26 protein-coding genes are annotated in these 22662 nt (G+C 73.7%); 11 read left to right on the top strand and 15 right to left on the bottom strand.

Annotated elements, in window-relative coordinates; genetic code table 11:
* Window positions 1-74 precede the first annotated feature (74 nt).
* Entirely contained in the window at window positions 75-1529 is a 1455-nt protein-coding gene (locus NBH00_RS04085; protein ID WP_254572077.1) for an MFS transporter, read from the top strand.
* Complete coding sequence (locus NBH00_RS04080) at window positions 1526-1939, top strand: MarR family winged helix-turn-helix transcriptional regulator (protein ID WP_254572076.1); 414 nt, start codon at window positions 1526-1528, stop codon at window positions 1937-1939. Before NBH00_RS04085 ends, NBH00_RS04080 begins: the two co-directional genes overlap by 4 nt.
* A gap of 16 nt (window positions 1940-1955) precedes the next feature.
* On the opposite strand, the gene NBH00_RS04075 is transcribed toward NBH00_RS04080, so the two are convergent.
* Window positions 1956-2933: an ABC transporter substrate-binding protein gene (locus NBH00_RS04075; RefSeq protein WP_254572075.1), complete on the bottom strand. Its 978-nt coding sequence runs from the start codon at window positions 2931-2933 to the stop codon at window positions 1956-1958.
* A gap of 43 nt (window positions 2934-2976) precedes the next feature.
* On the opposite strand from NBH00_RS04075, the gene NBH00_RS04070 reads away from it, so the two are divergent.
* Window positions 2977-3831, top strand: coding sequence for a queuosine salvage family protein (locus NBH00_RS04070; protein ID WP_254572074.1), 855 nt, complete (start codon window positions 2977-2979; stop codon window positions 3829-3831).
* A gap of 21 nt (window positions 3832-3852) precedes the next feature.
* Here NBH00_RS04070 and NBH00_RS04065 read toward each other — a convergent pair whose 3' ends face one another.
* The 3 genes from NBH00_RS04065 to NBH00_RS04055 are packed head-to-tail and all read right to left on the bottom strand — an operon-like array spanning window position 3853 to window position 5169.
* On the bottom strand, window positions 3853-4293 hold the full coding sequence (locus tag NBH00_RS04065) for a hypothetical protein (RefSeq protein WP_254572073.1): 441 nt from the start codon (window positions 4291-4293) through the stop codon (window positions 3853-3855).
* A 46-nt stretch (window positions 4294-4339) separates the two neighbouring features.
* A complete protein-coding gene (locus NBH00_RS04060; protein ID WP_254572072.1) occupies window positions 4340-4774 on the bottom strand; it encodes a hypothetical protein in 435 nt (144 codons plus the stop codon).
* The gene (locus tag NBH00_RS04055; protein WP_254572071.1) at window positions 4771-5169 is read right to left on the bottom strand and encodes an ATP-binding protein; all 399 of its coding nucleotides are present in this window, start codon (window positions 5167-5169) and stop codon (window positions 4771-4773) included. The genes NBH00_RS04060 and NBH00_RS04055 overlap by 4 nt, the downstream gene beginning before the upstream one ends.
* Window positions 5170-5379: 210 nt before the next feature.
* Here NBH00_RS04055 and NBH00_RS04050 point away from each other — a divergent pair, with 210 nt between their 5' ends.
* Together NBH00_RS04050 and NBH00_RS04045 are read left to right on the top strand one after the other, a co-directional pair.
* A complete protein-coding gene (locus tag NBH00_RS04050; protein ID WP_254572070.1) occupies window positions 5380-6165 on the top strand; it encodes a SigB/SigF/SigG family RNA polymerase sigma factor in 786 nt (261 codons plus the stop codon).
* Window positions 6166-6214: 49 nt separating this feature from the next.
* A complete protein-coding gene (locus tag NBH00_RS04045) occupies window positions 6215-6622 on the top strand; it encodes an STAS domain-containing protein (protein ID WP_254572069.1) in 408 nt (135 codons plus the stop codon).
* 33 nt (window positions 6623-6655) lie between these two features.
* Here the strand turns inward: NBH00_RS04045 and NBH00_RS04040 are convergent, their stop codons facing one another.
* Complete coding sequence (locus tag NBH00_RS04040) at window positions 6656-7321, bottom strand: DedA family protein (protein ID WP_254572068.1); 666 nt, start codon at window positions 7319-7321, stop codon at window positions 6656-6658.
* Between the two features lie 174 nt (window positions 7322-7495).
* On the opposite strand from NBH00_RS04040, the gene NBH00_RS04035 reads away from it, so the two are divergent.
* Complete coding sequence (locus NBH00_RS04035; RefSeq protein ID WP_254572067.1) at window positions 7496-8485, top strand: sigma-70 family RNA polymerase sigma factor; 990 nt, start codon at window positions 7496-7498, stop codon at window positions 8483-8485.
* On the opposite strand, the gene NBH00_RS04030 is transcribed toward NBH00_RS04035, so the two are convergent.
* The 5 genes from NBH00_RS04030 to hppD form a co-directional block, all read right to left on the bottom strand.
* Complete coding sequence (locus NBH00_RS04030) at window positions 8399-8707, bottom strand: STAS domain-containing protein (protein ID WP_254572066.1); 309 nt, start codon at window positions 8705-8707, stop codon at window positions 8399-8401. The genes NBH00_RS04035 and NBH00_RS04030 overlap by 87 nt on opposite strands.
* Window positions 8708-8799: 92 nt before the next feature.
* Window positions 8800-10455 carry a putative manganese-dependent inorganic diphosphatase gene (locus NBH00_RS04025; protein ID WP_254572065.1) on the bottom strand — a complete coding sequence of 552 codons (1656 nt, stop codon included), beginning with the start codon at window positions 10453-10455 and terminating at the stop codon, window positions 8800-8802.
* Between the two features lie 85 nt (window positions 10456-10540).
* On the bottom strand, window positions 10541-11440 hold the full coding sequence (locus NBH00_RS04020) for a phenylalanine 4-monooxygenase (protein ID WP_254572064.1): 900 nt from the start codon (window positions 11438-11440) through the stop codon (window positions 10541-10543).
* A 3-nt stretch (window positions 11441-11443) separates the two neighbouring features.
* Window positions 11444-12619, bottom strand: a complete 1176-nt coding sequence (locus tag NBH00_RS04015; RefSeq protein WP_254572063.1) for a homogentisate 1,2-dioxygenase — start codon at window positions 12617-12619, stop codon at window positions 11444-11446.
* Window positions 12619-13773 carry a 4-hydroxyphenylpyruvate dioxygenase gene (gene hppD, locus NBH00_RS04010; protein WP_254572062.1) on the bottom strand — a complete coding sequence of 385 codons (1155 nt, stop codon included), beginning with the start codon at window positions 13771-13773 and terminating at the stop codon, window positions 12619-12621. The genes NBH00_RS04015 and hppD overlap by 1 nt, the downstream gene beginning before the upstream one ends.
* 88 nt (window positions 13774-13861) lie before the next feature.
* Between hppD and NBH00_RS04005 the strand changes: the two genes are divergently transcribed.
* On the top strand, window positions 13862-14305 hold the full coding sequence (locus tag NBH00_RS04005; RefSeq protein ID WP_367401282.1) for an Lrp/AsnC family transcriptional regulator: 444 nt from the start codon (window positions 13862-13864) through the stop codon (window positions 14303-14305).
* A 62-nt stretch (window positions 14306-14367) separates the two neighbouring features.
* Here the strand turns inward: NBH00_RS04005 and NBH00_RS04000 are convergent, their stop codons facing one another.
* Both NBH00_RS04000 and NBH00_RS03995 read right to left on the bottom strand, forming a co-directional pair.
* Complete coding sequence (locus NBH00_RS04000; protein ID WP_254572061.1) at window positions 14368-15195, bottom strand: fumarylacetoacetate hydrolase family protein; 828 nt, start codon at window positions 15193-15195, stop codon at window positions 14368-14370.
* A gap of 102 nt (window positions 15196-15297) precedes the next feature.
* Window positions 15298-16236: a hypothetical protein gene (locus NBH00_RS03995; RefSeq protein ID WP_254572060.1), complete on the bottom strand. Its 939-nt coding sequence runs from the start codon at window positions 16234-16236 to the stop codon at window positions 15298-15300.
* Window positions 16237-16392: 156 nt separating this feature from the next.
* Here NBH00_RS03995 and NBH00_RS03990 point away from each other — a divergent pair, with 156 nt between their 5' ends.
* Window positions 16393-17211, top strand: a complete 819-nt coding sequence (locus NBH00_RS03990) for a hypothetical protein (protein ID WP_254572059.1) — start codon at window positions 16393-16395, stop codon at window positions 17209-17211.
* Between the two features lie 85 nt (window positions 17212-17296).
* Here the strand turns inward: NBH00_RS03990 and NBH00_RS03985 are convergent, their stop codons facing one another.
* Together NBH00_RS03985 and NBH00_RS03980 are read right to left on the bottom strand one after the other, a co-directional pair.
* The gene (locus NBH00_RS03985) at window positions 17297-18493 is read right to left on the bottom strand and encodes a fatty acid desaturase family protein (protein ID WP_254572058.1); all 1197 of its coding nucleotides are present in this window, start codon (window positions 18491-18493) and stop codon (window positions 17297-17299) included.
* Window positions 18494-18505: 12 nt separating this feature from the next.
* The gene (locus NBH00_RS03980) at window positions 18506-19606 is read right to left on the bottom strand and encodes a ferredoxin reductase (protein WP_254572057.1); all 1101 of its coding nucleotides are present in this window, start codon (window positions 19604-19606) and stop codon (window positions 18506-18508) included.
* A 177-nt stretch (window positions 19607-19783) separates the two neighbouring features.
* Here NBH00_RS03980 and NBH00_RS03975 point away from each other — a divergent pair, with 177 nt between their 5' ends.
* The 3 genes from NBH00_RS03975 (at window position 19784) to NBH00_RS03965 (ending at window position 22215) form a co-directional block, all read left to right on the top strand.
* Window positions 19784-20500 carry a tyrosine-protein phosphatase gene (locus tag NBH00_RS03975; RefSeq protein WP_254572056.1) on the top strand — a complete coding sequence of 239 codons (717 nt, stop codon included), beginning with the start codon at window positions 19784-19786 and terminating at the stop codon, window positions 20498-20500.
* A gap of 255 nt (window positions 20501-20755) precedes the next feature.
* Window positions 20756-21622, top strand: coding sequence for an SDR family oxidoreductase (locus tag NBH00_RS03970; protein ID WP_254572055.1), 867 nt, complete (start codon window positions 20756-20758; stop codon window positions 21620-21622).
* Window positions 21619-22215, top strand: coding sequence for a carboxymuconolactone decarboxylase family protein (locus NBH00_RS03965; protein ID WP_254572054.1), 597 nt, complete (start codon window positions 21619-21621; stop codon window positions 22213-22215). Before NBH00_RS03970 ends, NBH00_RS03965 begins: the two co-directional genes overlap by 4 nt.
* A gap of 78 nt (window positions 22216-22293) precedes the next feature.
* Here NBH00_RS03965 and NBH00_RS03960 read toward each other — a convergent pair whose 3' ends face one another.
* Window positions 22294-22647: a VOC family protein gene (locus NBH00_RS03960; protein ID WP_254572053.1), complete on the bottom strand. Its 354-nt coding sequence runs from the start codon at window positions 22645-22647 to the stop codon at window positions 22294-22296.
* Window positions 22648-22662 lie beyond the last annotated feature (15 nt).

Genomic DNA, 22662 nt, shown 5'->3' with positions numbered 1-22662 from the left:
ACCGCCGCATTGCGCGGGTGAGCTGCCACTCACTGCGGTCGTCCGCCGTTTGATTGTGGTGGTATAACGGTTATATGGCTGTCACCACCGCACCGCCGCAGCCTCCCGGCGCGCACGCCCGGCCGCGGCTCGTGCTCGCCATCTGCTGCCTGAGCCTCCTCATCGTCGGGATGGACACGACGATCGTGAACGTCGCCCTCCCCGCGATCCAAGGCGACCTGCACGCGTCGGTCCCCGCGCTGCAGTGGGCCATCGCCGCCTACACCGTCGTCCTCGCGAGCCTCCTCATGCTCAGCGGCTCGACCGCCGACCGGCTCGGCCGCCGCCGCATCTTCCGCGTCGGCCTCGTGCTGTTCACCGTCGCCTCGCTCGCCTGCAGCCTCGCCCCCGGCATCGGCTGGCTCATCGCCTTCCGCGCGCTGCAGGGCGTCGGCGCCTCGATGCTCAACCCGGTCGCGATGTCGATCATCCGGAACACCTTCGAGGACCCGCGCGAGCGGGCGCAGGCGATCGGCGTCTGGGGCGCCGTCTTCGGGGTGAGCCTCGCGCTCGGGCCGGTGCTCGGCGGCGTGCTCGTCCCGCTCAGCTGGCGGGCGGTGTTCCTCGTGAACCTCCCGATCGGGCTCGCCGCCATCGTGCTCACGACCCGCTTCGTCCCCGAGTCCCGCGCGCCGCGGGCCCGCCGGCCCGACCCGGTCGGCCAGGGCCTCGCCATCGTGCTGCTCGCGAGCCTCACCTCCGCGATCATCGAGGGCCCGGAGCTCGGCTGGGGCTCCGCCGGCATCGTCGGGCTCGGCGCGCTGGCCGCGCTCGCGCTCGCCGCCTTCGTCTCCTACGAGCTGCGCCGCACGGAGCCGCTCGTCGAGCTGCGCTTCTTCGCGAGCCGCCCGTTCGCCGCCGCCACGGTCATCGCCGTCGCGGGCTTCGCCGCCTTCGCCGGGTTCCTCTTCGTCAACACCCTCTACCTCCAGGAGGTCCGCGGCCTCTCGCCCGCCTCCGCCGGGCTCTGCACGCTGCCGATGGCGGCGATGACGATCCTCGTCAGCCCGCTCTCGGGGCGCGTCGTCGGGACGCGGGGCGTGCGCCTGCCGCTCGTCGCCGGCGGCCTCGGCCTCGCCGTCGGCAGCCTCATGCTCACGTCGCTCACCGCGGACACGTCGCTCGTCCGGCTGCTCGCCGCCTACTGCGTCTTCGGCGCCGGCTTCGGGGCGATCAACCCGCCGATCACCGTCACCGCGGTGTCCGGCATGCCGCCCGCGCAGGCAGGGGTGGCGGCCGCGGTGGCGACGACGAGCCGCATGGTCGGCCAGACGCTCGGCGTCGCCATCGTCGGCGCCGTCGCGACCGCGGGGGTGACCCGCTCCCTCCACGCCGACCTCGCCACGTCGAGCCACCCCGCCTGGTGGCTCGGGGCCGGGCTCGCGCTGGCGATCGTCGCGCTCGGCGTCGCCGCGAGCACCGCGGCGGCGCGCGCGAGCGCCGTGCGGACCGCCACCCGCCTCGGCGGCGGCCCGGAGGCGCTGCGATGAGCACGACCGACGCCGAGCGCGCCTGGCGCGCGATGTCCGACCTCGTCCTGAGCCAGGACCGCAAGACCGCGGTCTCCGAGGCGCTCGGCCTAAGCTTCGCGCGGGTGCAGGCCCTGCGCCGGCTCGCCGCCGGGCCGCTGACCCTCCGCGCCCTCGCCGCGAAGCTCCTCGCCGACCCGCCCTACGTGACGCTCATCGTCGACGACCTCGAGCAGCGCGGGCTCGTCCTCCGCGAGCCCCACCCCGAGGACCGCCGCGCGAAGCTCGTGCGCCTGACCCGCGAGGGCGAGGCCGCCGCCGCCCGCGCCGACGCGATCCTCGGCGAGCCGCCGGCGGGCCTGCGCGACCTGCCGCCGGAGGACGCCGCGACGCTCCTGCGCCTGCTGGAGCGGGTCGGCGGGGGCGCCTGACCGCGGCGGCGCCTAGCTAGAGCCCGAAGACGAAGTCCGCGCCGATGTCCGGCGCCTGCCGAACCTGGCCGACCTTCGCGAGCCACGCGGCCCACGCCTCGAGGATCGGGCGGTGGAGCGTCAGCTGCGGGTCGACGATCGGGCGCAGCGCGGCGAACTGCGCGCGGGTGAGCGCGAGGCCGGCGCCGCCCGACTCCTTCGCGATCTCGCGGATCGCCGGGCCCGGGTGCGCGCGGACGTCCTTCGCGCCGTCGCGGATCGCCCCGAGCGCCGCCTCCACCCGGTCGCGGTGGGCCTGCAGGTAGGCGGTCTTCGTCACGAGGACGACCTCGGGGAAGCGGGGCGCGCCGTAGTCGTCGATCCGGAACTCACGGAAGGTCCGGCCGCGCTGCTTGAGGACGATGCCCTCGACGTTCCAGAACGCCGGCACCGCGGCGACCTTCTTCCCGAGCAGCGCGCTCACGGCCGCGAACCCGATCGTCACCTGGTGGATCGAGCCGAAGTCGCCGCCGTCGTGCTGCACGATCGCCTTGACGAACGGCCCGTCGGACGGCAGGCCGGAGACGCCGACGCGCTGCCCGTCGAGGTCACGCGGGCGCCGGACGGACGGCTGCGCGATGAGCGCCCCGAGCGGGCGTTCGACGAGCGCGCCGATCCCCGCGACGGGCACGCCCTTGCCGCGCGCGATCGCGAGGTCCTGGATGTCGAGGACGGCGATGTCGGCGCGGCCGCTGAGCAGCGCCTTGAGCGAGTCGGGCTGGCTTCCGGGACGGACGACCTGCAGCCGGATGTCGTGGCGGGCGTCGGCGCCGTCACGGGCGGCGGCGAAGATCGGCGCATGGACCGCGTTCGGCGTGAAGTCGAGCGCGACGCGGACGGCGGGACGGGCCTTCGCGGACGGGCTCGAGTCACCGCCGCAGCCGCCCAGGAGCGGCGCGGCGAGGGCCGCCGCGGCGAGCAGGACGACGGAGCGGGCAGACCGGGGGCGCCACATGGGCGGGGACGTTATGCGACCGCGAAGCTGCGAGGCTGTGCGGGTGAGCGCGACGGCGGAGGTGCGGGAGGCGTGCCGCCGGCTCGCGGCCGGGGCCCGGCAGGTGCGGATCGTCCCGGAGGCCCTCGACCGGGTGTCCGGCGGGCCCGTCCCGGTGCTCGACCCCACCGACCACTTCGTCGAGGGCAGCCCGGCCGAGGTCGCCGCCTACGTCCTCGCCCTCGACGCCGTCAACTTCGGCTCGGGGTGGTTCGCCGAGCTCCCCGGCCTGGGCTACGAGGCGGTCGCCCGCGCGCTCGCCGAGCGGTGGCGGGCCGGTGAGGCCTGGGACGCCGCCGCCCTGCGCACGGTCGACGCGCCCACCGTCGGGGCGCTCCTGGGCCAGCCGCCGGAGCACGAGCTCATCGGCCTGTTCGCCGCCGCGCTGCGCGAGCTCGGCACCTGGCTCGGGGACCGCACGGCGCTCGACGTCGTCCGCGCCGCCGAGCCGTCGGCCGACCGCCTCGTCGCCGCGCTCGCGGCCCTGCCGATGTGGGCGGACCGCGGCTTCCTCAAGCGCGCGCAGATCGCGGCGAGCGACCTCGTCCTCGCCGGCGTCGCCCGCTTCGACGACGCCCACGCGCTCACCGCGTTCGCCGACAACGTCCTCCCCCAGGTCCTCCGCGCCGCCGGCGTCCTCGAGGTCGTCGACCCGGCGCTCGCCGCCCGCATCGACGCCGGCGAGCTGCTGCCGCACGGCGGGGCCGAGGCCGAGCTGCGGGCCTGCGCCGTCCAGGCCGTCGAGCTCATCGCGCCGCGCGTCGGCCTCACCCCGCGGGAGCTCGACAACATCCTCTGGACGCGGGGGCAGGGGCTCGCGGTGCCGCCGCCGCACCGCACGCGGACGACGTACTACTGACCGGCCTCGCCGGCCGGGACCTCAGCGCGCGTCGGCGAGCGCGGCGGCGTCCTCGGCGGGAGCGGCCTCACCGGTGGCGACGGCACGCCGGGCACGCTTCCAGGAGCCGTGGGTGTCGAGGATCGACGCGAGGCCCGGCATCGTGTCATCGCCATTGGCGACGCGCTGGTAGTCGATCATCCGCAGCCGTCCGACCGGCACCTCGAGCGTCTCCGCGGCGTGGCGGACGGCGACCTCGATGGCCTCCGGCGACGTCACCTCGCCGTCGGTGCGGCGGGCGGCGTTGACGAGCAGGCCGGCGGCCGAGCCGGAGCTGCCCGTGTGGTCGCCGACGTCGAAGCGGGCGCGCCCGGGCGCCACGGTGAGGCGGCAGTGCGGGCAGCGCATGAGGACGGGCGGGAAGCGGTCCCCGCCCTCGTCGGCGATGACGAGCAGGCAGTGTGGGCAGTGGGCGCTGGGCATGGCGGCATCTTTGGATACCCGGAGCAGCGCCCCGCAAACCCGGATCTCAGCGGCCCGGCGGATGCGCGGCCACGACGACCCGCAGCAGGTCGCGGCCGTTGCGGGTGCGACGGATGTCCACGCTCGTCGCGAAGCCCCGGATCGGGCCGCCGCCCGGGAGCGTCGCGTCGCTGCCGAGCAGCCGGGCGCCGCTGCCCGGCTCGAGCGGGCCGACCCGGAGCTCGAGGAGGTCCTCCCGGACGGCGACGGTGAGGTCGAGCTCGCCGTCGGGCGTCAGCTCGACGCAGCGGTCGGCGACGGCGGCGGCGAGCATCCCCGCCTCGTCGACGCGGTCGACGCTCAGCGACGTCTCGGCGCCGAGGGCGGCGACGAAGCGTGAGGCGAGGGAGCGGGCGAGCGGCCCGCACCGCACGGTGAGGCGCGCGCGCTCGAGCGAGTCGGCGGCCGCGGGCCCGTCCCGCGCACCGCCGAGCGTGCTCACCGCCGCACCTTGGGGAACGTGAGCCGCACCTCGTGCGCGCCGTCGTCGGCGTGGCCGGTCTCCATCCGCTCGGTGAGCGCCGCCATGAGCGGCAGTCCCATGCCGAGGCCGCTCGACTGCGGCCGGGGGACGATGCCCGGGCCCGTGTCGCGGATGACGACGACGACGTGACCGTCCTCGGTCCCGCCGCGGACGTCGAGCACACCGGCCGGCGCGTCGGCGTAGGCGTGCAGGACGACGTTCGCGCACGCCTCGCCGACGGCGATGAGGATGTCGTCCTGCAGCTCGGCGTCCACCGGCCACGCGTCTCCCACCCCGCCGAGCACATGCCGCACGACACCGACCGACTCGGAGCGAGCGGGGAGCGAGAGGGTGAAATCGGGTGCGCTGACCATGGACGTAGGAGACCTGTGTCCTCCGGGTTCCCCGAACGAAGGACCCTAAACGCTCGCAGCCTGCGGACCGCGGCGCTTGGCACCGCGGGGCCCGCCCGCCGGGGCGCCGAGCGGGCGCGGTGACGGTGGTCTGACACCGCGGAGTTTGCCCCGCGCGCCCGTGGGGCAGGACCAAAGCATCACCGTCAGCACCGCAAAGGATCGATCCCGATGAGCACGCCGCCTACCCGGAACCCGGTCTCCGAGGAAGAACTCCTCCAGCGTTACCACCGCGACGGCGACTTCGCCGCGCGCGCGGAGTTCGTGGAACGCACCATGCCCATCGTCCACCACGTGGCACGACGCTACGCGCAGCGCGGGCAGAGCTACGACGACCTCGTCCAGGCCGGCTCCATCGGCCTGCTCAAGGCGGTCGATCGCTTCGACCTCGACCAAGGCGTGAAGTTCGCGACCTTCGCGATCCCGAACATCACCGGCGAGATCCGCCGCCACTTCCGCGACCACGGCTGGGGCATGCGCGTCCCGCGCGACGTGCAGGAGCGCGACGCCCTCCTCTCGAAGGTCAAGGAGCGCCTCGTCCGCAAGCTCCAGCGCATGCCGAGCATCGGCGAGCTCGCCGCCGAGTCGGGCCTCACGAAGGAGCAGGTCCTCGACACGATGGAGGCCGCCCGCAACTACACGACGGTCTCCCTCGACGCCCCGATCGACGAGGAGCGGTCCGAGCTCGACCTCCTCGGCGGCCGCGACGCCGGGTACGCCCAGGTCGAGCACCACCTGCAGCTCGTCGCGGGCATGAAGACGCTCCGCGACCGCGAGCGGCGGATCCTCGCGATGCGCTTCGCCGAGGGGCTCACGCAGTCCGAGATCGCCGGGCAGCTCGGGATCTCCCAGATGCACGTCTCGCGGTTGCTGCGCCAGGCCCTCGCCCAGATGGCCGACACGCTCCGCGACGAGGAGGCGTCCGACCGCCCCGCGCTCGCCGACGCCACCGGCTGACCGGCCGAGGATGCTCCGATCGGCCCTGGGGCGGGTATCGTCGGTCCTGGTGCCGGATCAGCCTGTTCGCAGAGACACCAGCTCGGACCCGTCGGCGCCGCCGGAGCGGGACCCGGGCGCCTGGGCCATCGCGCCCGGCTGCGTCCTCCTCTCCTGCGCCGGGGAGCTCGACGCCGCGACGGCCCCCGCCCTCGCCGCGCGCCTGCGCGAGCGCGCGGAGCCCGCGGTCATCGTCGACCTCACCGCCGTCTCCTTCATGGACTCGACCGGGCTCTCGATCCTGCTCAACGCCCGGCTGCGCTACACGCGGGCCGAGCGGAGCCTCGTCGTCCTCTGCCCGGACGGCCCCGCCCGGCGGGTCCTGCGGCTCAGCGGCCTTGAGGAGACGCTCTCGGTCGCCGACTCGCTCGGCGCCGCGCAGGAGACCCTCGCCCGGATGGGCTTCGACGCCGGCTGATCCCGCGCGGCGCCGCGTGGGCGCCGCCCCGGCTCAGGCCGCGGCGCCGCGCCGGCGCCAGAGCGCGACGCCGGTGCCGACGATCGCGACGACGACGAGCGCCTCGACGAGGTGCGTGACCTTGTCGACGTCCTTGTAGCTCGAGCCGAGTGCCCAGCCCGCGCCGGCGAAGCCGAAGCACCAGATGGCCGACGCGAGCACCGTCAGCAGGACGTAGCGGACGAGCGGCTCGCCGAAGAGGCCCGCCGGGATCGAGATGAACGAGCGCACGAGCGGGGTGAGGCGGCCGAAGAGGACGGCGGCGGCGCCGTGCCGGTCGAACCAGCGCTCCGCCTTGTGCATCTGGCCCGGCCCGAGATGGATGTAGCGGCCCCAGCGGTCGATCGCCTCGCGGCCGGCCGACTGCCCGATCCGCCAGCCGGCGAGGGCCCCGACGAGGGACCCGAGCGTTCCGCTGACCGCCAGGACGAGGTAGGTCGCGAGGCCGCGCGACAGCTCGTGCCCGAAGAGCGCCGGATGCCCGGCGAGGGCACCGGCGGCGATCGCGCCGGCGACGACCATGATGAGCTCCCCGCCGATCGGCAGCAGCGCGTCGATCGCCATGAGGACGAAGACGGCCCACACGCCGTGGTTCGCGACGGCGTCGGTGAGCGACTGGGTGACCGACGCGAGGACGGGGACGGGGACGGGGACGGGCATCCGACCGAGGGTGCCGAGGAGCGGGTGACGCGTTCCTGAACGCGACCTGACGAGGACCTGGCCGCGACCGATGAGTTCCGCCGCTCCCGGCCGTCCCTGCCCCGAGGCGTTCGCCGTCGCGTACGGGCGCGCGGTCGCCTCTTGTTCACCAGACCGCCGGAGGCTGCCTCTACCATGCCCGCAGTGACCGTCGTCCCCGATCCCGACGCCTCGCTCGAGCACGAGTTCGAGACCCACCGCCGCGCGCTGACCGGGTACTGCTACCGGATGCTCGGCTCCGGCTCGGAGGCCGAGGACGCGGTGCAGGAGACGATGGTCCGCGCCTGGCGCGCGTCGGACCGCCTCCAGGCCCGCGCCGCGCTGAAGTCCTGGCTCTACCGGATCGCCGCGAACGTCTGCTTCGACATGCTCCAGGGCGCGCAGCGCCGGGCCGTTCCGATGGATCTCGGGCCATCGTCCGCGGCCGACGACGACCTCGGCCACCGGCTCCCCGAGCACGCCTGGGTGCAGCCGATGGCGGACACCCGCCTGCTGCCGCTGGAGGCCGACCCGGCGGACGTCGCCGACTCGCGCGAGACGCTGCGCCTCGCCTTCGTCGCCGCCCTCCAGCACCTGCCTCCGCGCCAGCGCGCCGTCCTCATCCTCCGCGAGGTCCTGCGCTGGCAGGCGACCGAGGTCGGCGAGCTGCTCGACATGAGCGTCGCGTCGGTGAACAGCGCGCTGCAGCGCGCGCGGGCGACGCTCGCGAAGCTCGACCTCGACCGCGACGCGCCGGTGGGCGCCGGCGTCCCCGCCGAGCAGCAGGCGCTCCTCGAGCGCTACGTCGACGCCTTCGAGCGCTACGACATCGCCTCGCTCGTGGCCCTCCTGCACGAAGACGCCGACTTCTCGATGCCGCCGTACCCGCTCTGGGTCCGCGGTCCCGAGCAGGTCGCCGCGTTCATGCGCGGCGCCGGCGCCAAGTGCGAGGGCTCTCGCGTGGTGCCGACGCAGGCGAACGGCGGGCCGGCCGCGGCGATCTACAACGCCGATCCCGACGGCGGCTGGACGCCGTGGGCGATCGTCGTCGTCGAGGCCTCAGACGGGCGGATCACGGGGCTCCACCACTTCCTGTACCCCGAGCTCTTCACGCAGTTCGGGCTCCCCGCCCGCCTCGACGCCTAGGACGCCCGCCAGCCCGACGAGCTGGAGCAGCTCGCGCAGCTGCGGACTGACGTCACGCAGCCGGAGGGTCCATCCCCGGCGCTGCGCGCGGAGCTGCAGCCGGGCAAGCGTGTCGACGAGCGCGAAGCCGGCTCCGGGCGCGTGCACGGGCCCGAGCACCACCTCACGTCCGTCGTCGGCGACCATGACCACGGTCGCCGGGCTGTCGTCTCCTGCGGGCACGCGCTCCTCGTCGTCTCGCCTCTCGGTACGGCAAGGACGGCGCGAGCGGGTGGAACTCATCGGGCGCCGGTGCGCCCGGTACGAGCGGTGGGTCAGCGCGCCTTCATGAGCCGCGGTGCGACCTGCTTCTTGCGGCTCATGACGCCGGGCAGCGGGATGACGCCGCCGTTCGCCGACGCGCCGAACGCGCGCTCGGCGAGCGCGACGTCGCCGGCCACGACGAGATGGGTCGAGCCGATCGCGACGTCGGTGACCATGAGCGCGACGAGGCGGTGGCCGTCGAGGGACAACCGGGCCTCCGTGGCCTCGCGCAGCTCGCCGACGCGCTCGAGCAGCGAGTCGCCGACGGTCTCGACCTGGCCGATGCAGATGGTCTGGCCGCTCGCGAGCTCGTAGGCCTTGAGGTCACGCCCGACGATCGCCTCGGCGCTGAGGCCGGACACGTCGCTCGTGGACTCGAACATCTCGCGGCCGTACTCCTCCGGGACGACGCCGAGCAGCTCGCCGAGATGGCGCACCGCCTTCGCGTCCCGCGCGGTCGTCGTCGGCGAGGTGAGGATGACGGTGTCCGACAGGATCGCCGACAGCAGCATCCCCGCGGCCTCGCGCGACGGCGTGAGGCTCGCCGCGCGGAACTGCTCGGTGACGAGCGTGCTCGTCGAGCCGACCGGGTCGAAGATCGCGCGGACGGGCAGCGTCGTCTCGATCGAGCCGATGTGGTGGTGGTCGAGGATCTCGACGATCTCGGCCTCCTCCACGCCGGGGATCGACTGGGCGCTCTCCGCGTGGTCGACGAGGATGACCTTGCGGGCCGGGGGATCGACGAGGTCGGCGCGGGTGACGAGCCCGATCGGGTGTCCCTCGCGGTTGACGACGACGGCGGCGCGGTAGCTCGCGTCCTTGATGTCCTCGTCGATGTCGTTGAGCAGGTCGCGGGCCCGGACCGTCAGCGGGTCGCAGTCGGCGAGGGCCTGGCAGGGACACGAGAGCGTGATCATCCGGCCGGCGACGTACGAGTCGAGCGGCGTGGAGATGACGGGGGTGCCGCGCTCGCGGGCGAGGGCGAGCGTCGCGTCCGGAACGGCGGTGCCGCTGCTGATGACGAGCACGCCGATGCCGAGCTCCAGGACGCGTAGCTGCGCGTCGTGGCGGTCGCCGACGACGGCGACGTCGGCCGGGCTCGACGGACCGAAGGTCGCGACGTCCCGGGCGAGGACACGGACCCGGCCGTCGACGCGACGGTCGCCCGGCCCGGCGAGGATGTCGCCCTCCAGGACGGTCGCCATCGCCGCGACGGACGTCGGGCCGAGGAGCTGCGGCACCTCGTGCGAGTCGCGGACGTACCGGCGCGCGAGGGAGCGCTCGGTGAGCACGCCGGTGAGGACGCCCTCGGCGTCGACGACCGGCAGCAGGTCGAGGCTCGCGGCGGCCATCTGCTGGCCGGCGGTGCGCAGCGGCGTGTCCATGCTCGCGACCGGGAAGTCCTCCTGCATGACGTCGCCGGCCCGGACGCTGATGTGGACGAGCAGGTGCGGGGACTCGGCGCCCCACCGCTCGAGCGCCCACGTGGTCTGCGCGTTGAGCTCCCCGAGGCGGGCGGGCCGGTACTCGCGCTCGGGGTCGAGCAGGGCCTTCAGCTCGGCGTAGCCGATCGCGGCACCGATCGAATCGGTGTCGGGATTCCGGTGGCCGGAGACGTAGACCCGCTCGGGGCGGTTGTGGCGGGAACGGGGGTCCGAGACGGTCACGTGCGACCGAATCCTATGGATCGTGACCGGATCGGGTACCGCGACCCGGCGTCGAGGGACGGGTCGCGGTATCTTCACGCGCGCGCTACGCGTGGGCGGTCGCCGCGAAGCGCTCGGCCGTCGCGTCGTCGCACGTCGCGAAGAAGCCCCCGACGGTATCGACGAGATGGTCCATCGACGCGGCCGCAAAGAGCACCGGCTGGTAGTGCGTGATGTCGTAGTCGATCGTCGCCATCGCGGCGAGGTCGAGCGGCCGCACGTCGGCCGCGCGGAACTCCTCGATCTCGCCGTAGGACGAGAGCAGCCCGGCCCCGTAGGCCCGCAGCTCACCGTCCTCGAAGAGCACGCCGAACTCGATCGTGAACCAGAAGATGTCGGCGACCATCTGCAGCCCCTCGGGGGTGCGGACACGGCGGGCGGCCTCGCCGGCGAGCCGGTTGACCTCGGCCAGGCGCGGATCGGCGAGCAGGTGGCCGTGCCCGATGACCTCGTGGACGAGATCGGGCTCGGGCGTGTAGAGCGGCGCGGCGTGGTGACGGACGTACTGCGTGGAGTGGAAGCGCCGGTCGGCCAGCGCGCCGTAGAAGTCGCCGAGCGGGACGATCCCCGCGGCCGGGACGTAGCGGAAGCCGCTCAGCGCCTGCAGCCGGGCGGTCACCTCGGCGAGCTGCGGGATGTGGTCCCGCGGCAGGTCGAGCGCGACGAGGGCGTCGCGGAACGCGCGGCACGCGTAGCGCTCGTGCTTGGGCGCGAGCTCGCGGCAGACGGTGCGCCAGACCTCCTGCTCGTCCTCGGTGTAGTCGATGTGCGGGACGGGCGCAGTGGGTGGGCCGGCCTCCCAGGCGAGCGCCGCCGCCGCGATCGCGGCCCGCCGCGCCCGGTAGACCGGGTCCGCGACGCCGGGGTGGTCGTCCGCGAGGTGGACGGTGACCGCGCCGTCCGAGTCCTGCGTCACCGGCGAGTAGAGCTGGGCCTCCTCGAACACCGCTCAGCCCACCGTCTCCGGGTCGCGCGACCACGAGAGCGCGTAGCCGGGCTGGTCGTGCTCGCGCGAGAGCGTCGTCAGCCGCAGCGGCCGGAAGGTGTCCCACATGACCGCGAGCTCCTCCGTGCGGCGGACGCCGAGGGACGCCTCGACGAGCCCGGGCTGCGGGCCGTGCGGCAGGCCGCTCGGGTGCAGCGTGATCATCCCGACGTCGACGCCCCGGCGGGAGCCGAACTGCCCGTCGACGTAGTAGATCGCCTCCTCGGACTGGACGTTCGAGTGGTGGTAGGGCAGCGCGATCGCCTGCGGGTCGTAATCGAGCTCGCGCGGGCAGAACGAGCAGATGACGAAGTTCTGCCCCTGGAAGGTCTGGTGCACGGGCGGCGGCTGGTGGATGCGGCCGGTGATCGGCTCGAAGTCGTCGGTGTTGAAGGTGTACGGGTAGACGTAGCCGTCCCAGCCGACGACGTCGAACGGGTGGTGGTCCAGGACATAGCGCTGGTACCCGTCGCGGACGCGGACGACGAGCTCGTGCTCGCGGCCGTCCTCGGCGGCGTGATCGTGCAGCTCGCGCGGCGCGTGGAAGTCGCGCTGGCAGTACGGGGCGCCCTCCAGCAGCTGGCCGTAGCGGTTGCGGTAGCGCTTGGGGGTCTCGATCTCGCCGGGGGTGGTGAAGCAGAGCCACACCTGGCCGGAGCCGGGGTCCGGCTCGACGCGGTAGGTCGTCCCGCGCGGGATGACGACGTAGTCGTGCGGGCGGTAGGGGACGTCCCCGAAGATCGTCTCGACGACGCCCGTGCCGTGGTGGACGAAGAGGATCTCGTCGCCCTCGCCGTTGCGGTAGAAGCCGTCGCGGCGCTCGGTCGGCTTGCACACGGAGACCTCGATGTCCCCGTTGAACTGCAGCAGGCGGCGGCCGTCGAGCCAGTCCCCGCCCGGCGGGATCGGGGCCGTGTCGGTGAGGCGATGCACGTGGGTGTCCGGCACCCACTCCTCGCGGACGACCGGGGTGAACGTGCCGACCTCCTTGATCCGGCACGGCGAGTGGCGGTGGTAGAGGATCGACTCGTTGCCGCTGAAGCCCTCGAAGCCGAGGACCTCCTCGACGAGCAGCCGGCCGTCGCGGCGGACCTGGACGTGGCGCTTGGCCGGGACCTCGCCGCGAGTCTCGTAGCGCATCAGAGGTTTCCCCGCGCGTCCTGCTCGCGCTCGATCGCCTCGAAGAGCGCCTTGAAGTTGCCCTCGCCGAACCCGCGCGCGCCGTGGCGCTCGATGATCTCGAAGAAGACGGTCGGCCGGTCCCCCACGGGCCTCGTGAAGATCTGCAGGAGGTACCCCTCGTCGTCGTGATCGACGAGGATCCCCTGCGCGCGCAGGTCGGCGAGCTGACCGGCGACGGCGGGGACCCGCTCGGCGACGTCGTCGTAGTACGCGTCCGGGATGGTGAGGAAGCCGACGCCGCGGGCCCGGAGCGCCTCGACGGTGTGGACGATGTCGCGCGTCGCGACGGCGATGTGCTGCGCACCCGCCCCCTCGTAGAAGTCGAGGTACTCGTCGATCTGGGACTTGCGGCGTCCCTCGGCGGGCTCGTTGATCGGGAACTTGATGCGCCCGTTCCCGCTGGCCACGACCTTCGACATGAGCGCCGAGTACTCGGTCGAGATCGCCTCGTCGGAGAAGTGGATCATCTCGACCATCCCGAAGACCCGCTCGTAGTAGCCGACCCACTCCTCCATGTGGCCGAGCTCGACGTTGCCGACGATGTGGTCGATCGTGAGGAGGAGGTCGTCGCCGTCCGGGCCCGGCGCCGCAGTGCCGGGTCCGGCGGTGGTGGCGACGTAGCCCGGGGCGAAGGCGCCGTGGTAGTCGTGGCGGTCGACGAAGGCGTGCAGCGTGTCGCCGTACGCGCAGATGCTCGCGTAGCGCAGACGGCCGCCGGCGTCGGTGCGGTCGACCGGGGCCTGGACGCCGCGGGCCCCGCGGGCGACGGCCTCCGCGTAGGCGTGGTCGACGTCCGGCACGCTCAGGGCGATGACCTTCACCCCGTCGCCGTGGAGGGCGTGGTGGCGCGCGATGTCCGTCTGCGAGGAGAGCGTCCCGGTGAGGACGAGGCGGATGCGCCCCTGCTCGAGGACGTGCGAGGTGCGGTCCCGCACCCCGGTCTCGAGGCCCGCGTAGGCGACGCGCCGGAACCCGAAGGCGTGCTCGTAGAAGTACGCGGCCTGGGCGGCGTTGCCGACGTACAGCTCGACGTGGTCGATGCCGTTCAGCGGCATGAAGTCGTCGGCGGCCGCGGGGGCGGCCGCGGGCGTCGGCAGGGTCTGGGGCGTCATGGGACTCCTCGTGGGTGGACGTGGTTAATGGTTCTCTGATCTGATGGGCCTGACAACCGCGATCCGTTGCGTGGGAGGAGTGTTCGAGGTGGAGATGGACGAGATCGACCAGCAGATCGTTGCGTTGCTCCGGGAGAACGCGCGGCGCTCGTTCCAGGACATCGGCACGCGGGTGTCCCTGAGCCCGCCGGCGGTGAAGCGCCGGGTCGACCGCCTCGAGGCGGCGGGCGTCATCCGCGCCTACACGGCGGTCCTCGACCACGTGGCGCTCGGGTGGACGACGCACGCCGTCGTCTCCCTCTTCTGCGAGGGGAACATGTCCGGCAGCGAGATCCTCGCGACCGCGGGCCGCCACCCCGAGGTGTCGGCGGCCTACACCGTCGCCGGCGAGGCGAGCGCGATCCTCCACCTCCACGCGCGCGACACCGAGCACCTCGAGCAGGCGCTCGAGCGCCTCCGCGACGCACCGGGCATCCGCCGCACCCAGACCCAGATCGTCCTCTCGACGCTGCTGGAGCGCCCGGTGCGGTGAGGTGTGACCGCCCAGGCGGGCTCAGCCGGTCTGAGCGGTCACACCTCGTCGGCAGCCTGGGGTCAGACGATCGGGGTCGAGAGCTCGCCGAGGCCGTCGGCGGCGAGCGTGACCGTGTCCCCGGGCTCGAGCCAGCGACCGCCGGGCAGCGGCCCGAGCTCGAGCAGGCAGCCGCGCTCGAGCGTGCCGGAGCCGAGGACGTCCCCCGGGCGCAGGCGCGTGTCGCGCGCGGCCTGCGCGACGAGCGCGTCCCACGGGAAGTACATGTCGGCCGCCGTCGTCCGCGTCGCCTCGTAGCCGTCGACCGTCACCGTCGCCGCGAGGTCCAGGCGCCCGTCGCGCAGCGGCAACTCGTCCGGTGTGACGAGCCACGGCCCGAGCGCGGTCGCGAAGTCCTTCCCCTTCGCCGGGCCGAGCCCGACGGTCATCTCCGCGCGCTGCACGTCGCGCGCGCTGAGGTCGTTCATGAGCGTGAAGCCCGCGATCTCGCCGCCGGCCCCGATGACCGCGGCGACCTCGAGCTCGAAGTCGAGCTCGCGCGTGGCCGCCGGGCGGGCGACGGGCTCGCCCGGGCCGACGATCGACGCCGGGTTCGAGAAGTAGAAGACCGGCGCGTCGTACCAGGCCGGCGGGATGTCGCCGCCGCGCCGCCGCCAGCCGGTCGCCACGTGCCCCTCGAACGCGTAGAAGTCGCGGACGCTCGGCGGGTCGGGGACGGGCGCGAGCAGCCGGGCGTCCGCCAGCGGGACCGGGGCCTCGCCGGCGTCGGCGCGCCCGTCGCCGCGCAGCCAGTCGAGCATCGTCGGCGCGGCGAGCGGGACGACGGCGTCCCCCTCCAGGCGGCCGGCACGCGGGGCGCCGCCGGCGGTCGTGTAGGTGACGAGGCGCACGCCTCGCGACGCTAGTGCATCCTGCGCCGGCGCCACGGACGGCAGCGTGCGGTCCGGTGGGGGCATATCCCCCACGAGGCCGCACGCCGCCGAGTGGGCGGCTCAGTGGGCGGCTAGCGGGGGCTCCGGCGCGGGCGTGGCGGGCGCGGGTGCGGCGGGCGCGGGTGCGACGGGCGCGGGCGCGGCACCCGGGGCGGCCGCGGGGGCGGCGGGCGCGCCGGCGCTCAGCCGGTCCGCCAGGTGGCGCAGGAGCGCCGGGACGTCGCGCGCGGCGCCTCGCTCGGAGGGCAGCAGCTGCGCGACGAGCCACACCATGACGGCGGCGAGGGCCATGCTCGCGGTCGCGCCGAGGTAGAGCCCCGCCGTCGGCATCGGGTGCGCGTTCGTCACCGCCAGGCCCGGCAGGCCCGCGCCGTACATGACCGTCGCGAAGGCCACCGCGAAGAGCGGCACGGCGAGCAGGACGCGCGGGCCCTTCGCGATGACCGGCGCGAGCACGCCGACGAGGACCGCCCACACGGTGATGTGCGCGCCCTCCATGACCCCGAGCCACGCGGGGTACTCGCCCGCGCGGAACGGGTGGTCGCCGTAGTACGTGTAGGTGCCGGCGTAGATCGCGAGGGACTCCCACGTCGCCACGGCGAGCGAGATGACGCCGAACGCCTTGAAGATCCACTGCCGCGACACGCCGTCCCGCACCTTCTGCATGACGACGAGGCCGGGGATCGCGTAGACGATGATGTACGCGCTCATGACCCAGACCGGCTGCGGGAAGCCGAAGGTGCTGACGAGGGTCCATTGGCCGGGCGCGTACCAGAACAGGTGGTAGCCGCGGTCGAAGAGCGGCTCGCCGAAGCTGTTCAGCGCGGCGGCGAGCGGGAGCGCGAGCGGCAGCCAGGTCCCCTGCCGGCGGGACAGCCGGAAGACGTAGACGATGAGGACGGCGGCGATGCCCCAGCACGCCGCGGTCTCGATCGTCTGCGCGAGGTGGTTCACCGCGCGGGTCGGCGCGTTCGGGTCCACCTGGTCGATGAAGGCCATGCGCCGACGCTACGACCGCCCCGGCTCCGGGTCGTCCTCCCGGCGACGCAGGCGCGTGCACCTTGGGGGGAGACGGCGGCCGCCTCCCCCCAACGCGCAGGAAACTCCCGCGCCGGTGGGTCGTCCCGACGCCCCCGCGCTGCGAGCGTCGCGAGCATGGCCTCGGCTCCGATCCACCACCACCTCAACCAGACGGGTCAGGACGTGTTCACCTACGCGAGCTGGGGGCTGACGTTCGTCCTGCTCGCCGTCGCGATCCAGATGGGGCGCAAGGAGCGGACGCCGTTCTACTTCATGGTCGTCCTCTCCTCGATGGTCGCCGCGTTCGCGGAGCCGCTGTACGACGAGGGCTTCTCGCTCTACTTCTACGCCGACCACGGCCTGCAGACATTCTTCACCGCGTTCGACGTGCCGCAGCCCGTGTGGACGCACAGCGGCTACGCGATCCTCTACGGCGCGCCCGCGATCTACATGGTGTGGAGGATCGGCCAGGGGACGCTCACGCGCTCGGGCCTGCTGAAGGTCGCCGCGGTCGAGTTCCTCATGTCGTGCACGTTCGAGATGATCGGGATCAACGCCGGCACCTACACGTACTGGGGCCCGCACGTCTTCCGCGTCCTCCAGTACCCGATCGTCATCGGCGTCCTCGAGACCGCGCAGGTCATGTGCTTCGGCATCGCGGCGGCGCGGCTCCGCGCCCGGGCCCGCGGCCCCCTCGACCTCATGGGGATCTTCGTCATCTTCCCCGTGACGTTCTTCGGGGCGAACTTCGGCGCCGGCGCGGCGGTCATCGTCGCGATCCACGCGCAGAACACGAACAAGACGATCGTCACCCTCTGCACCCTGGTGAGCATCGCCTGCGCCGGGCTCCTCATCCGGCTCGCCGCGTCCTTCCTCCCGGAGGAGGCACCGGCGGCCGCTCCCGCGGCCACCGCCGAGGGCAGCGCCGAGGAGCGCATGGCGGCGCTCGCCTGAAGGCGCCGGGGCGCGGCGGCGCCGGGACGCCGGGACGCCGGGACGCCGAGGCCGAAGCTGCGGCAGGCCGGGGAGACGCCCCGGCCTACGGGAACGCCGGGATCGGCCCCTGCACCGAGTGCACGACCGGCACCTGCCGGTGCGTCTCCGGCGGGGCGACGTACGGCGGCGCCTTCGGCCGCGGGGACCCGCCCGGGAACGCGAGGCGGAGGATCGTCCGCTGCACCATGAGCCACTGCTGGAGGAACGGGCCGGTGTTGTAGGGCAGCTCGTACTTCTCGCAGATGGCCTTCACCTTCGGCGCGATCTCCTTGTACCGGGAGCTCGGCATGTCCGGGAAGAGGTGGTGCTCCACCTGGTAGCTGAGGTTGCCGCTCATGAGGTGGAAGGTGTCGCTGCCCTCGATGTTGGCGGCGCCGATGAGCTGGCGGATGTACCACGCGCCCTGCGACTCGTCGGCCGCCTCCTCCTCGGTGAACGTGTACGCCTGGTCGGGGAAGTGCCCGCAGAAGATGATCGCGTTGGACCAGATGTTGCGGACGAGGTTCGCGGTGGCGTTCGCGGCGAGGGTCGCCTTGAAGCCCTTGCGGCCGGACAGCAGCGGGAAGGCGATGTAGTCCTTGAGGATCTGGCGGCCGCCCTTCTGCGCGACGCCCTTCAGGTCCTCCTTCAGCGCGCTGATCGGCTTCTCGCCCTTGCGGATCGCCTCGATGTCCATGTCGTGGAAGGCGACCCCCCACTCGAACAGGAGCATGAGCAGGACGTTGATGAGCGGCTGCGCGAGGAAGCGCGGCTCCCACTCCTGCTTGGGGTCCACCCGCATGATCTCGTAGCCGACGTCCTTGTCCTTGCCGACGACGTTTGTGTACGTGTGGTGCAGGTAGTTGTGGGAGTGCTTCCACGAGGCGGACGTCGACGCCGTGTCCCAGTCCCACGTCGAGGAGTGGATGTTCGGGTCGTTCATCCAGTCCCACTGGCCGTGCAGGACGTTGTGGCCGATCTCCATGTTCTCGAGGATCTTCGCGACCGACAGGCCGGTCGTCCCGAGGACCCACGCCGGCGGATAGCGCGAGGCCATGAGGACGATCCGCGAGAGCGCGGCCAGGCGCCGGTGGAACTGGATGATCGAGCGGATGTACTCCGCGTCGCGCTCCCCGAGGTCGGCGCGGACCTCGTCGTGAATCGCCTGGAAGGCCTCGCCGATCTCGTCGATCTGCTCGGGGGTCAGCCGGTGCAGCGGATGCTGCGGGTCGGCGCTCGTGTACGTGGTGGCGGCAGGCATGCGGTGTCGTTCCTAGAGTTCGATCTCGACGTGACCTTCGGGCGCGTTGACGCACGTGCGGACGGTCTGACCCTGCTCTCCGTGGACCTCCCCGGTGCGCAGATCCCTCACCTGCCCGGAGTGCAGCTTCCCCACGCAGGTGTGGCAGATGCCGAGGCGGCAGCCGTACGGCAGCAGCGCCCCGGCCTCCTCCCCGCCGACGAGGATCGACACGCCGACCCCGCACTCGGCGTCGACGTCGGTGACGCGGAAGCGGACGGTCCCGCCCGTCCCGACCTCCTGGTCGCCGGTGCCGATGACCGGCTGGAAGCGCTCGGTGTGGAGGCGGTCGGGATCGCCGTGCGCCTCCCAGTGCTCCTCGAACATGTCCATCATCTCGCGCGGCCCGGAGAGGAAGGTCTCGCGGTCGGCCCAGTCGGGGCAGATCGCGGCGAGGGACTCCGGGGTGATGCGCGGCACCTGACCGGTGAGGTGCTCGTGGAGGGTGTAGCCGTCGTAGGTGCGGTCCATGCGCCGCAGGTCCGGGCCGAAGATGACCTTGTCCGGCTCGCGCGCGCAGTGGACGTGGAGGACGTCGTTCAGCGCGCCGCGCCGCTCGAGCTCGCGGATCATCGCCCAGATCGGCGTCACCCCCGACCCGGCGCTGATGAAGATCGCCCGCTCCGGCAGCGGCTTGGGCAGGCGGAACTCGCCCTCGACCTCGCCGAGGTAGACCATCTGCCCCGGCTCGGCCCGCCGCGTGAAGAAGGGCGACATGCGCCCCTCCGGCACGTGCTTGACGGTGATCGACACGAGCCCCTCGGGGTGGTCGGGATCGGACGTGAGGGAGTACGCGCGCCAGTGGCGGATCCCGTCGAGCTCGACCCCGATGCGCAGGTACTGACCCGGTCGGTGCCCGGGCCACGGGAAGCTCGGCTTGACGACGACGGTCGAGGCGTCCTCGGTCTCCGGCTTGATCCGGACGATCCGCCCGGTGAGCTCCCGCGCCGACCACGCCGGGTTCAGCAGCCCGAGGTAGTCGTCCGGCGCCAGCGGCGTCGTCATCGCGCGCGCAGCCTGCATCAGCCGCCGCCGGAGGACCGAGATCGTGGGTTGCGCGGCGCGTTCGACCATGCCAGCGACCCTAGTCCGGATCGTCGGCGGGACACAAGCGGCGGGCGCCGCGTGCGCGCTGAAATGTACGCGCGTGATCATCTGGGCGTGGACGGGCTCCCGCCGGCCGAAACGCCACCGGAGCATCCACACCGCGATGACACCGCCTGGCGCGCCGGCCGTATCCTGCGTCCGGTCATGACGTCCATGAGCAACGTCCGCGACGTCGGCGGCCTCCGCCTCGCCGACGGCGGCACGATCCGGGCCGGGGTGCTGCTGCGGAGCGACGCCCCGTACGCCGGCGACGCCGCCCCGGGCCTCGGGGCGTGGCCGCCGCGCACGATCGTCGACCTGCGCTCGGCGCGGGAGGGCAACGGCGAGCACCCGCTCGCGATCCCCGGCGCGGCCGTGCACCAGGTGCCCCTCTCGGCCGACGCGAGCCTCGACCACCTGCTCTCCTCCGCGGCCGGCAGCGGCCTCGTCACGCTCTACCTCGCGATGCTCGCCGACGCCGGCCCGAGGTTCGCGACGATCGCCGCGCTCGCCGCCGACGGCCCCGGGCCGGTGCTCGTGCACTGTGCCGCGGGGAAGGACCGCACGGGCGTCGCCATCGCCGTGCTGCTCGCCGCCGTCGGCGTCGCCGAGGAGGAGATCGTCGCCGACTACGCCGTCACCCAGGGCAACATGACCGGCGTCGTCGAGCGCTTCCAGGCCGCGGGGACGTTCCGCGGCCAGGAGGACCTCATGCAGCGGCTGCTCGAGCGCCGCCCCGAGATCCTCGACGCCCCCGCGGCGGCGATCACGGAGGTGCTCGCGACGCTGCGGGCGGCGGGCGGCGCCGAGAGTTGGCTGCGCGCGCAGGGGGCCGGCGAGGAGACGCTCGAGCGGCTGCGCACCCGCCTCGTCGCGCCCTGACCGGCGCGGGGAGCTTCCGGCGACGCGCCCCCGCCCGGGCGCTCGGCGCGCCGGCCGACCCCCGCCCCGGCGCGCCGAATGACAACCTGCGCAGACCTGTCCTGCGTGAACTGTCACTCGGCGGGTGGGCGCCCCGCCCCGGCGCGCCCACTGACAATCTGCGCAGACCTGTCCTGCGTGAAGTGTCACTCGGCGACGGTGGGTGCTGGGAGCCATCGATGTACGTCGGCGTTCGCCGAAGGTAGAGTCCGGCTCGTGGCCGGCGTCGACATCTCAGGCAAGCACGTGCTCATCACGGGAGCCGCGAGCGGGATCGGCCGTGCGACGGCGGTCGCGGCCGGCCGGCGCGGCGCGCGGCTGCACCTCACCGACCTGCGCGCCGAGGCGCTCGACGCGGTCGCCGGCGAGATCCGCGCGGCCGGCGGGACCGTCCTCACCGCCACCGCCGCCGACGTCTCCGACCACGACGCCGTCGTCGCCCTCGCCGCGCAGATCCACGCCGCCCACGGGTCGATGGACGTCGTCATGAACGTCGCCGGCATCTCGACCTGGGGCTCCGTCGACCGCCTCACCCACGAGCACTGGCGGCGGCTGGTCGACGTGAACCTCATGGGCCCGATCCACGTCATCGAGTGCTTCGTCCCGCCGATGATGGCGGCCGGCCGCGGCGGGCACCTCGTGAACGTCTCGTCCGCGGCGGGGCTCTTCGGCCTGCCGTGGCACGCCGCCTACAGCGCGACGAAGTTCGGCCTGCGCGGCGTCTCCGAGGTGCTGCGCTTCGACCTGCGCGAGCACGGCATCGGCGTGAGCCTCGTCTGTCCCGGCGGCGTCGCGACCCCGCTCGTCGGCACGGTCGACATCGTCGGCGTCAACCGCGAGCATCCGCGCATCAAGCGCCTCGTCCACCACTTCGAGCGCCGCGCCGTCACCCCCGAGCACGCCGCGGCGTGCATCCTCGCCGGGGTGCGCAAGGGGCGGTACATGGTCTACACCTCGCCCGACATCCGCTTCGGTCACTTCTGGGCCCAGCGCCTGCCCGTCGCGTACGAGCTCGTCATGCGGACGATGAACCGGACCCTCTCCCGGCAGGTCGCGAAGGCCCGCGCCGAGGGCATGCGATGAGCGGCCCGCGCATCCCGCCCGGCCGCCGCGCCGACATCGGCCTCGTCAACGACGCGATCACCCGCGTCCTCGGCGTCGCCGCCGGCGGCCCGCCGCCGCACGTCTTCACGACGCTCGCGCGCCACCGCGGCCTCTTCCGCCGCTGGCTCGCCTTCGCCGGCGCGCTCATGCCCGGCGGCGTCCTCCCGCGCGCCGACGCCGAGCTCGTCATCCTCCGCGTCGCCCACAACTGCCACTGCGAGTACGAGGCCCGCCACCACCGCCGCCTCGGCGCGCTCGCCGGGCTCACGGCGGAGCAGATCGCGCGCGCCGGCGACGGCCCGGGCGCGGCGGGCTGGACGCCGCGCCAGGCGCTGCTGCTCCGCGCGGCCGACGCGCTGCACGCCGACGCGCGGACGATCGACGACGCGCTCTGGGCGGCGCTCGCCGCGGAGCTCGGCGAGCGCGAGCTCATCGAGCTGCCGCTGCTCATCGGCCACTACGAGATGCTCGCGATGACGCTCAACGCGCTGCAGGTCCAGCCCGACCGCGAGGCGACCGGGCCGCCGTCCCGTGTGGCGCGGGCGCTCCAGCGCCTCGCCGAGCGGCGGTGACGCCGGGGCCTCCGCGGCCTCGGGCCCGGGCGGGCGGACGTGCCGCCGCCGAGGCCGAGGCCAGGCCGCCCGCCGTGGTCAGGCCGGCGGCGCGAAGAGCTGCAGGTCGTTCCCGTCGGGGTCCTTGAACGGGACGATCCGGCCCCACGGGTGGTCGGAGATGCCGCCGGAGAACTCGACGCCCTCGCCCTTGAGGCGCTCGACCTCGGCCTCGATGCTGTCGCCCGCCGAGAACGCGATGAGCGCCCCGCCGTCGCCGCCTGCCGTCTCCTCCGGACGCCCGTTGAGGCCGATGCACTGGCCGTCGAGCTCGAGCTCGCTCCACTCGGGCTGCCGTTCCTTCACGGTGAGGCCGAGCTTCTGCTCGTAGAAGTCGACGGCGCGGTCCATGTCGGAGACGGGCAGCCAGACGGCGGAGATGCCGTTGATCATCGGACGTTCCTCCTG

The sequence above is a fragment of the Paraconexibacter antarcticus genome, from assembly GCF_024220175.1.
GTDB lineage: Bacteria > Actinomycetota > Thermoleophilia > Solirubrobacterales > Solirubrobacteraceae > Paraconexibacter > Paraconexibacter antarcticus.
Note: the sequence above shows the minus strand (reverse complement) of the source record. Positions and strands in the feature narration are given on the sequence as shown.